The sequence below is a fragment of the Tunicatimonas sp. genome, assembly GCF_049647865.1.
Classification (GTDB): Bacteria; Bacteroidota; Bacteroidia; order Cytophagales; family Cyclobacteriaceae; genus Tunicatimonas.
Map to the genome: position 1 here is coordinate 1 of NZ_JBARYM010000727.1, position 9,199 is coordinate 9,199.

General features: G+C 43.2%; 8 protein-coding genes. 2 read left to right on the forward strand and 6 right to left on the reverse strand.

Annotation, left to right across the window (positions count from 1 at the left end):
* The coding region (locus WBA23_RS21225; protein ID WP_424584286.1) for an SDR family oxidoreductase at window positions 1-1,046 on the forward strand (1,046 nt) is incomplete at its 5' end.
* Window positions 1,047-1,058: 12 nt separating this feature from the next.
* Here WBA23_RS21225 and WBA23_RS21230 read toward each other — a convergent pair.
* From WBA23_RS21230 to WBA23_RS21250, 5 genes are all read right to left on the reverse strand, one after another.
* Entirely contained in the window at window positions 1,059-1,985 is a 927-nt protein-coding gene (locus WBA23_RS21230) for a nucleoside hydrolase (protein ID WP_424584287.1), read from the reverse strand.
* Between the two features lie 137 nt (window positions 1,986-2,122).
* Window positions 2,123-2,770 carry an endonuclease III gene (gene nth / locus WBA23_RS21235; RefSeq protein ID WP_424584288.1) on the reverse strand — a complete coding sequence of 216 codons (648 nt, stop codon included), beginning with the start codon at window positions 2,768-2,770 and terminating at the stop codon, window positions 2,123-2,125.
* An 11-nt stretch (window positions 2,771-2,781) separates the two neighbouring features.
* A complete protein-coding gene (locus WBA23_RS21240; RefSeq protein WP_424584289.1) occupies window positions 2,782-3,027 on the reverse strand; it encodes a hypothetical protein in 246 nt (81 codons plus the stop codon).
* Entirely contained in the window at window positions 3,002-3,601 is a 600-nt protein-coding gene (locus tag WBA23_RS21245; protein WP_424584290.1) for an RNA polymerase sigma factor, read from the reverse strand. Before WBA23_RS21245 ends, WBA23_RS21240 begins: the two co-directional genes overlap by 26 nt.
* A gap of 336 nt (window positions 3,602-3,937) precedes the next feature.
* Window positions 3,938-5,449, reverse strand: a complete 1,512-nt coding sequence (locus tag WBA23_RS21250; RefSeq protein WP_424584291.1) for a hypothetical protein — start codon at window positions 5,447-5,449, stop codon at window positions 3,938-3,940.
* Between the two features lie 429 nt (window positions 5,450-5,878).
* Here WBA23_RS21250 and uvrA point away from each other — a divergent pair, with 429 nt between their 5' ends.
* On the forward strand, window positions 5,879-8,713 hold the full coding sequence (gene uvrA / locus WBA23_RS21255) for an excinuclease ABC subunit UvrA (RefSeq protein ID WP_424584292.1): 2,835 nt from the start codon (window positions 5,879-5,881) through the stop codon (window positions 8,711-8,713).
* Window positions 8,714-8,730: 17 nt separating this feature from the next.
* Here the strand turns inward: uvrA and WBA23_RS21260 are convergent, their stop codons facing one another.
* Window positions 8,731-9,138, reverse strand: coding sequence for a hypothetical protein (locus WBA23_RS21260; RefSeq protein ID WP_424584293.1), 408 nt, complete (start codon window positions 9,136-9,138; stop codon window positions 8,731-8,733).
* Between the last annotated feature and the right edge of the window lie 61 nt (window positions 9,139-9,199).

The window sequence follows — 9,199 nt, forward strand, 5'->3', positions numbered from 1 at the left end:
GAGTACTGGTTACCGGAGCCAATGGCTACGTGGCTTCCTGGATCGTAAAGCAGTTATTAGAACAGGGAACGGCAGTGCACGCTACCGTACGCAACCAAGCCAATACAGTTAAGTATCAACATCTGCTGGATATTGCCACGCAAGCCCCCGGCACCCTGCATATGTTTGAAGCCGATCTACTGAAACCGGGCTCGTTTGATGAAGCGATGGTAGGCTGCGATGTAGTCATGCACACCGCCTCGCCCTTTAAGTTGCAGGTAGATGATCCTTATCAGGGGCTTATTGATCCGGCGCTGGAAGGCACCAACAATGTACTAGATGCAGTTAATAAAACCCCTTCGGTACATAGGGTAGTGCTTACCTCCAGCGTGGCGGCGATCTACGGCGATAATCAAGACCTTGAAAAGATAGGTAATCGCCGTTTCACCGAAGCAAACTGGAATACTACGAGCAGTGCCGAGCATCAGCCTTACTCTTATTCTAAAACTTTGGCGGAACGCCGAGCTTGGCAAATGGCAGAAATTCAAGATCACTGGAATCTGGTAGTCATCAATCCCGGGTTAGTAGTGGGGCCACCTCTTTCGGATCAGTCGGGTTCTGAAAGTATTAAAATTATACAACAATTGACGGATGGCAGTCTGAAGATGGGTGTACCGCAACTGCACAACGGGGTGGTAGACGTTCGTAATGTGGCCGAAGCGCATATTGCTGCTGCCCAAAAGGACGGAGCTCAGGGGCGGCATATATTAGTAAATAAGGTGATGACTCTACTGGAGATGAGTGAAATACTACGAACAGAATTCGGTACCAAATATGCCTTGCCATCACGAGAATTACCTAAATTTCTGGTATGGCTCGCGGCTCCTACAGTAGGACTTACCCGAAAGTACGTTAAACAAAACGTAGGTTACCCTATTGCTTTTGATAATTCTAAGAGTACGGAGCAACTGGGCATCAATTATATTCCTGTTGCTAAAACTCTGACTGACCATGTGCGGGCTATGGAAAAAGAAGATAAGTCGGCACAGAAAACCATGACTAGCTAGATTTAAACATCTCTATTCTTTAAAGTATTCTAGTAACTTTTCATAGAAATCCTCCTTCATCCGTTCCGAATCAATGGAGCGATAGTAGTTGATCTTACGGTTACCACTGTCGCGAGAAGTCGTCACTTCTACAGTTTCGGCCCATTCGGGGTGAATGATAGCTTCAATAAGGGCTAAATCCCAGATAGTGCGCTTTTTTCGGCTACCGTCCAGGTGCTGGTACCAGCGGTCTACTAGAAAATTGCCCAATGGGTGAGCATTGGCTAGTTTTTCTTCAACTTCCGCAAAGGTAAAGGTCATAGCGGAAGCCACGTTTACTGGAATAACATTCATTTCTACCTCGGAGATAAGCAGAATTTCTAAAGCTTGGGCATCCATAATGGCATTGAAATCTACGCGCTTCAGAATATTCTGTTCAAAATCGTAGCTACTACCCAGCCAATAGAGTTTAATGCGCGACTCAATAGACGGATCGATGTAGATAGCGGAAGCTACGTTGGTTAGGGCACCTAACGCTACCACCGTAAGTTTTTCTCCAGATGGAGTTGCTTTGACTTGTTTAATGATCTCGTAAGCTGCTGCCGAATGCTGAGCTTGATCACCCCAATCGTACATTCGGGCTACGCCACCCCGGCGGGTAGGTACCGAAAGCCCTAGCTCTCCGAGTAGTAGTTGATTCAGTCGATGGCTATTTTCCATGGTGTTAGGCTCCGCCCACTGGCTGGTTTGCCAATGAGTAGCATTGAGGGCTACAGTATTCCAGGAGGGTTCAATTAGAGCCCGAGCAATTGCGTACAGATCATCTACTTCATTACCGGTATCAGCGTCTAAAACGATGCGAGTGGAGGACTGACCAAATGCGGATAGTATAGTGAAATAGGCGAAAAGAAGGAGGGCAAGCTTGCAAGGGGTATACTCACAGCGAGATAAAGTTTTCATAGAAAATGCAACTTAGGTATGAATGCAGTTTACGCATTTCTAGAGGTGGGGGCAAACCGGATACGAAGCAATCTATCTGGTAATAAGAAGAATATCAGAGCTAACTGCCAAGGTTATTAGTACAGATCAAGATTTCCCTATTTTGCTTCGGTCTTCTTAAAGTAGCGGCAAAAGTAGGTTAGCCCGCACTGTTCGCATTTAGGTTTTCGAGCGAGGCAAACATAGCGTCCGTGTAAAATAAGCCAGTGATGGGCTTTGGCTACGTATTCTTTAGGAATATGACGAATGAGTTGCTTCTCTATTTCCAATGGATTTTTAGCCGACTGCGTAGCTAATCCTAACCGCTTAGAAACCCGAAAAACATGGGTATCTACCGCCATTGCAGGTTGATTAAAAATAACCGAGGAGATCACATTAGCGGTTTTCCGACCGACTCCCGGTAGTTTTTGCAATTCGTTTATATCGCTAGGTACTTCGGAGTTAAAATCCTCAAACAGTATCTTTGCCATACCGAGCAGATGCTTGGTCTTATTGTTGGGATAAGAAATGCTTTTGATATAAGGAAACAGCTCATCGAAATGACTCACTGCCAGAAGTTCCGGAGTAGGAAACTTTTCAAACAGTGCGGGAGTGACCATATTTACTCGCTTATCTGTACACTGAGCACTCAGAATAACGGAAACCAGCAACTCGTACGGAGTACGGTACGTCAGCTCAGTTTCTGCCTCAGGCTGATGCTCGGTAAAGTAAGCGATGAACTCCCTAAACCGCTCTTTCTTAGTCATAAAAAAGGTAGCTATTCTTCAGCTACCCGAATACCAAATGTTTTAGAATACGCCAGAATGCTATTAATAGTCTGGCTCGAAGGCTCTTTATCGATAGATATGTTTTCCATTCGGCTTTTTACCGAATGTAATTTGTGAAACACATCCATCAACTCGCTATCTAAGCAGAGCGCTTCTTCAAATCGGTGGGCTTCTTCAGCCGACATCTCGTCGTACGTGTACCGTACTGCGTCATCCAGGGTAAATGTTTGGATCATAGGCGATATTATGTTTTTGCATCTTCTTTCTCAAATTAATGAGAGCGTAGCGCATACGGCCTAAAGCCGTGTTAATACTCACCCCAGTAGCATCGGCAATTTCCTTAAAACTCATGTCCATATAGTGGCGCATGGTCAGGACTTGCCGCTGTGCCTCGGGCAATTCTTTGATTAATTGCCTTAGTAACGTATGAGTATCCTTTTTTATTTGAATCGATTCGGCAGAATCTTCAGAAAAATCTAACGTGTTGAAAATATTACTGCCATCTTCTACCACAATAGTGGGATAACGCCGGGTTTTTCGGAAGTGATCGATAGAAAGATTGTGAGCAATTCGCATCACCCAGGGCAGGAATTTGCCCTCTTCGTTGTACCGTCCCGATTTAATGGTGTTCACCACTTTGATAAACGCTTCTTGCAAAATATCTTCTGCAATGCATTCATCTTTTACGATCATGTAAATTGCGGTGAAAATTTTGGCTTTGTGCCGGTTTACCAGTTGTTCAAATGCTGCCTCATGCCCTTCCTTGTACAGAGACACTAACTTGCTGTCGCTTACTGCGTACTTCTTCATTAATTCAAGTGTTTAGTGAGCGTAGAGATTTTTTACATAAAACTGGTTTAGAAATGAATAAATAGTGTTTATAAAAATGACAGCCTTCAAAAATAACTAAGTAACAAATAATATGCAAACTTCTTATTTGCGAAGTAGAAAAACTATACTTTATTTCAAATAAACTAAAATTTTTCAAAAAGATAAGCTAATTGTTAAGAACAAGATAGCAAATAGCCGACATTTTACCGAACTGGCGGATCGCTGGTTCGCGTAAGTTTACACTATGAAATAAAAAATGAGTTTGGGTGAAAAGCCCAAACTTATCTTAATAAAATTACTGTTTTTCTGCCAACTTTAGTATTTAATAAATGTAAGAGCCTGTTTTCCTTGTTTTTGCACCGGTACTACTACATAACCGGCATGTATTGTTTTAGCAAAAGAAGGGACTAATCGCAATCGATAGCTTTTGCGACTTAGCAAAGTTTCCAAATCAATATCTCCAGAAGAAGTTATTTTTACCAAGGAAACATCCGTTGAACTTTTAATAGCATTATTAAAGATAAGATGATACGTATCGTTATGATGCGTTAGGGCAAAAGAAGTATACAAATCTCGTTCCTCAGTTGATTTCTGACTTTTATCAATAATACGTAGCCACGAGTCGCTTTGCGGATTAATTTTTATGGCCAGAATTTTCTTGTATATATCACCTAGTTCCAGATCAGCATCAATAGGGCTAAAACCGCTTAAGCTCAGTTTAGGCTTCACCACTGGTCCTCGTTTGTAAGATTCGGCGAAGAAAACCACACTACCATCTTCTTCTTGCACCATATGCTTCACCGTATATTCCTCTGCGTATTTCTTATCATCTTTCTGATTAATCTCTTTGGTATCTTCCTCAGGGAACGGATGCTCAGTTATTTTGCCATCCTGAATTAGCAGGCCACCTTCTAAATCATTGTTGTTAGCGTTGGCGTAGATACCAGCAAATACCGGTTGCTGCTGCTCGTTGAGCTGCATGCCTAAATTAATAATAAACCGATTGTTGGTGGGAATGTCAATAGTCTCTACTTCATCCTGATCAGGATGATATTTGTACATAAAGTACTCGAAATCTCCGGCAGTCTTCTTAAAGCCGTCGTTGCCGAAAGAAGCAATCAGCATATAGAGCGTTCCGTCATTGGCCAAGGCGTAGCTTTCTACCATTTGATAATTACCGCCAGCGCTGGGCAAATCGATAAAGCCCGACCAGGCTTCTTCCATATTTTCATCGAACACCATGCACTGTAAGTCACTAGTTACATCGTTAAAAAAGTTGTAATTAAATAGTAGCATCATTTTGTTACCATCGGCACTTTCGGCATGGTTAAAAAAGAAGCTGCGTCGCATTTTACTAAACTGGGTAGAAAAATAGCTGCGGAAGTAGCTACCAACGTTCGCCGTAAAAATTTGGGGATATAGATTACTAACCTGTCGGGTTTCACCTACCTGATTGAGATCAGTACCGTACGTTTGCAAATAAATTGGATACAGAAGCTCTTCATTGGGTTCGTCTTCGTACAGTAGTGCATGTAGTTGATTCTGGAAGTAGAAAGTGTAAAAATACTCCTGCGATCGCTCTTCCGGTTTCAGCACTCGGCTTTCTTGCAGCCCATCCGCTAGGCTGTAGTAGCTAACTACTTGCTTATTGTTAATACCGTTGTAGTAATAATCTTCGCCAATACCCGTAAAGACTCCCTGTTCATTACCGCCAATAATGAATAGATCGTCGTCATTACCAGTCTTCACATAATCGAAAATGCGAACATCTTGAGCGATGACCAAACAAGTGTAGCTACTGAAAAGTAGTGTTAGAATAGTTTTCATAGTAAGTTAAATCATTTAAGTATTAATGTACGCTCAAAAGAATAGGTAAACTTAAAAGTGGGAAAAAATTTAGATCGACAACAGACATACTGCTTAGCAATTCAAGAAAAGACGTAACGGAAGAATAAAATTCTTATTAAAAGCATAAGTGTTGATAACAAAATATTCTATTTTTGTCGCACTGCATCTTCGATTGATGAGTCTTTAAGATAAAAATCATGAAAAATAAGAAAAAAATATTGAACTACTTACCGAAATGGTAAGAAAGTAAGACCGTCACGAAGAAATCTTAAACCAGCATACTAACCGCTTAGATACGCATTCTGACCTACTAAAAGAAGCGGTATTTGTTCTCAACCGAATATTATTACAACTGAGGGTTGAGCAATTGGAACAGCACGTAGGATTATAAATCCAGTAAAAATAATTATGACCACTACTCAATTGGCCTCCATCGATACATTAGACCCTAAGCAGTTTATCATTATTAAAGGTGCTAAGGTCAATAACCTAAAAGGAGTTGACGTAGCCATTCCTCGTAATAAGTTGGTGGTCGTTACCGGGCTATCAGGTTCCGGTAAATCGTCGTTAGCTTTTGATACACTGTTTGCCGAGGGGCAGCGGATGTACGTAGAAAGCCTCAGCTCTTATGCTCGGCAGTTCTTGGGCCGAATGGAGAAGCCCGAAGTAGAGTATATTAGAGGAGTTTCGCCTGCCATTGCCATTGAACAAAAGGTAAATACCCGCAACCCTCGCTCTACTGTAGGTACCACTACCGAGATTTACGACTATCTCAAGTTATTCTACGCCCGGGTAGGCAAAACGTATTCGCCAACGAGTGGGGAGTTGGTTAGCCGTGATACGGTAACTAGCGTAGTAAACTTTATTTTCCGTCAGGACGAAGGTACCCGGTTGATGGTGCTTTGCCCGCTATTATTGCACCAAGAGCGATCATTAGCTGAAGAGCTAAACGTATTGTTGCAAAAAGGCTTTACCCGAATAAAGGTTGATGATGACGTTCTATTCATTGAAGAAGTTCTAGAAGGTGAACCCGATGAATCAGCGGAATACCGCATCTTGATTGACCGAGCTTCGGTGCAGCCGGATGATGAAGACTTACAGTTTAGGCTAGCCGATTCAGTACAAACTGCCTTCTTTGAAGGAGAAGGAATTTGTGAGGTTGAGATGGTTACTCCCGAAGGCAGCGAGGTGCACCGGTTTTCGGACAAATTTGAGCGAGACGGAATTATATTTGAGGAGCCAAGCGTTAATTTGTTCACGTTCAATAATCCCTACGGGGCCTGCCGTACTTGCGAAGGTTTCGGAAAAGTGCTGGGTATTGACGAAGACTTAGTGATCCCGGATAAAAGCCTGTCAGTGTACGAAGGAGCCATTGCCCCCTGGCGTAGCCACTCTATGAAGAAGTGGGCTGACCCCTTGCTAAAAAATGGTATTCGTTTCGATTTTCCTATCCATCGCCCCTACATTGATTTGACCGATGAGCAAAAGAAGGTTCTATGGACTGGCAACCGGTACTTTAAAGGGCTAGACAAATTTTTTCAGTATTTACAATCCAAGACTCACAAGATACAATACCGAGTGATGCTATCGCGTTACCGGGGCCGAACGGTCTGTCCTGAGTGTAAGGGAACTCGTTTGCGGGAAGATGCTTCCTACGTTAAAATCAGTGATACCCCGATTAGTGAGTTAGTGCTGATGCCCATTAGTAAGCTAATTTCATTCTTCCAAGAACTCTCACTAGATAAGCACGAAGAGAAAATAGCCAACCGCATTACCAAAGAAATCCGCAGTCGGCTAGAGTACCTGGATCAGGTAGGACTAGGGTATCTGACACTAAATCGACTTACTAGTAGTTTATCGGGCGGTGAATATCAGCGGATTAAACTAGCCACCTCGTTGGGAAGTGCGCTGGTAGGTTCCATGTATATTTTAGATGAGCCTAGCATTGGATTACACCCCCGCGATACCAGTCGATTAGTAGAAGTACTAAAAACACTGCGTAATCTGGGCAATACAGTGATTGTAGTGGAACACGAAGAAGAAGTGATGCGAGCTGCCGACCAGATTATTGACATTGGTCCCGACGCCGGACGACACGGCGGGGAGTTAGTATTTCAGGGTAGCCTGACGGAATTGCAGAAAATGAATGGCAGTGCCAATACCCACACCGCTCGTTATCTGAGCGGAGTAGATGCTATTCCAATCCCAAAAAAACGCCGTTCATTTAAGCATAAGATTGAAATTAAAGGCGCTCGGGAGAATAATCTGAAGCACATTGACGTAGATATCCCGCTGGGAGTATTGACGGTAGTGACCGGAGTGAGCGGATCGGGCAAATCTACGCTGATTAAGAGTATCTTATATCCAGCACTGGGTAAGATATTTGGAACGGTAAACGAAACAACTGGAAAGTTTGACCGACTGGAAGGTGACCTGAAAAAAGTTACTCAGCTAGAGTTTATTGACCAGAACCCCATCGGAAAATCGTCTCGCTCCAACCCGGTTACCTACGTAAAAGCTTACGATCAAATTCGGCAGTTGTACGCGGACCAGGCGCTGGCCAAACAGCGAGGATATAAACCGGCTTACTTCTCGTTTAACGTAGACGGAGGACGATGTGAGAATTGCCAGGGCGAGGGCGAAGTGACGGTTGAGATGCAGTTTATGGCCGATATTCACCTCACCTGCGAGGTGTGCAAAGGAAAGCGTTTTAAGAAAGAAATTCTGGAGGTAACCTACCAAGGAAAAGATATTGCCGAAGTGCTGGAGCTAACGGTAGACGAAAGTGTAGATTTCTTTGCTGGCCAGAACGGGTTAATTAACAAATTACAGCCATTACAAGATGTTGGATTGGGTTACATTCGACTGGGCCAATCGTCAAACTCGCTGAGTGGTGGCGAAGCCCAACGAGTGAAATTAGCTTCGTTTCTGGGGAAAGGGAGTAATAGCCGGAGCAATCAGAACGAACATTTATTGTTCATTTTTGATGAACCCACCACCGGACTGCATTTCCACGATATTCGCAAACTAATGGATGCTATTAATGCGCTTATTGAGCAAGGCAACTCCGTACTGATTATCGAGCATAACATGGAAGTGATTAAATGTGCCGATTGGATCATTGACCTGGGTCCGGAAGGTGGCGAACAGGGTGGCAATGTAACCTTTGCCGGACGGCCCGAAGAGATGATTGAGCTAGAAAATAATTATACCGCTCAGTACCTGCGGGAGAAGTTTTCGTGAATCCGAAAACGAGGCACCTATTCTTCTTCAAATCTTTCTCTAAACATCACTTTATTAACAGGGTGGTTCATATAGGGTTGCCAAGTAACTAACACCACTTTTTCATCAGCGGCAAAAGCATACCCGTATTCATAGATAAAGTAATAAACCATTCCGTTTTTAGTGCGGTAGAGATGGGTATAGAAATCGAACGAGAACTGCTGCTTGGTTAGCAGCGATTGGCGAATAGTGGTTTTTCCTACCGGGTTGAAGCCCTTTAAGATCGTTCGGTTTCGGCGCAGTACCTGATTAACGTTAGCGATGGTGACTTCGGCCTTTCGCTTTTTTTGATTGTTAAACAAAAAGCGGCATTGATCCGAACAAAACTTCTTATCAATCCTTCCTTGTAAGGCATCCCCACACTGCTGGCAACTTCTTCTTTTCATACTTATTCGTGTTTTTAAACGTGTATATACGGATATACTCGTTTAAGAACCTAGCTAATCC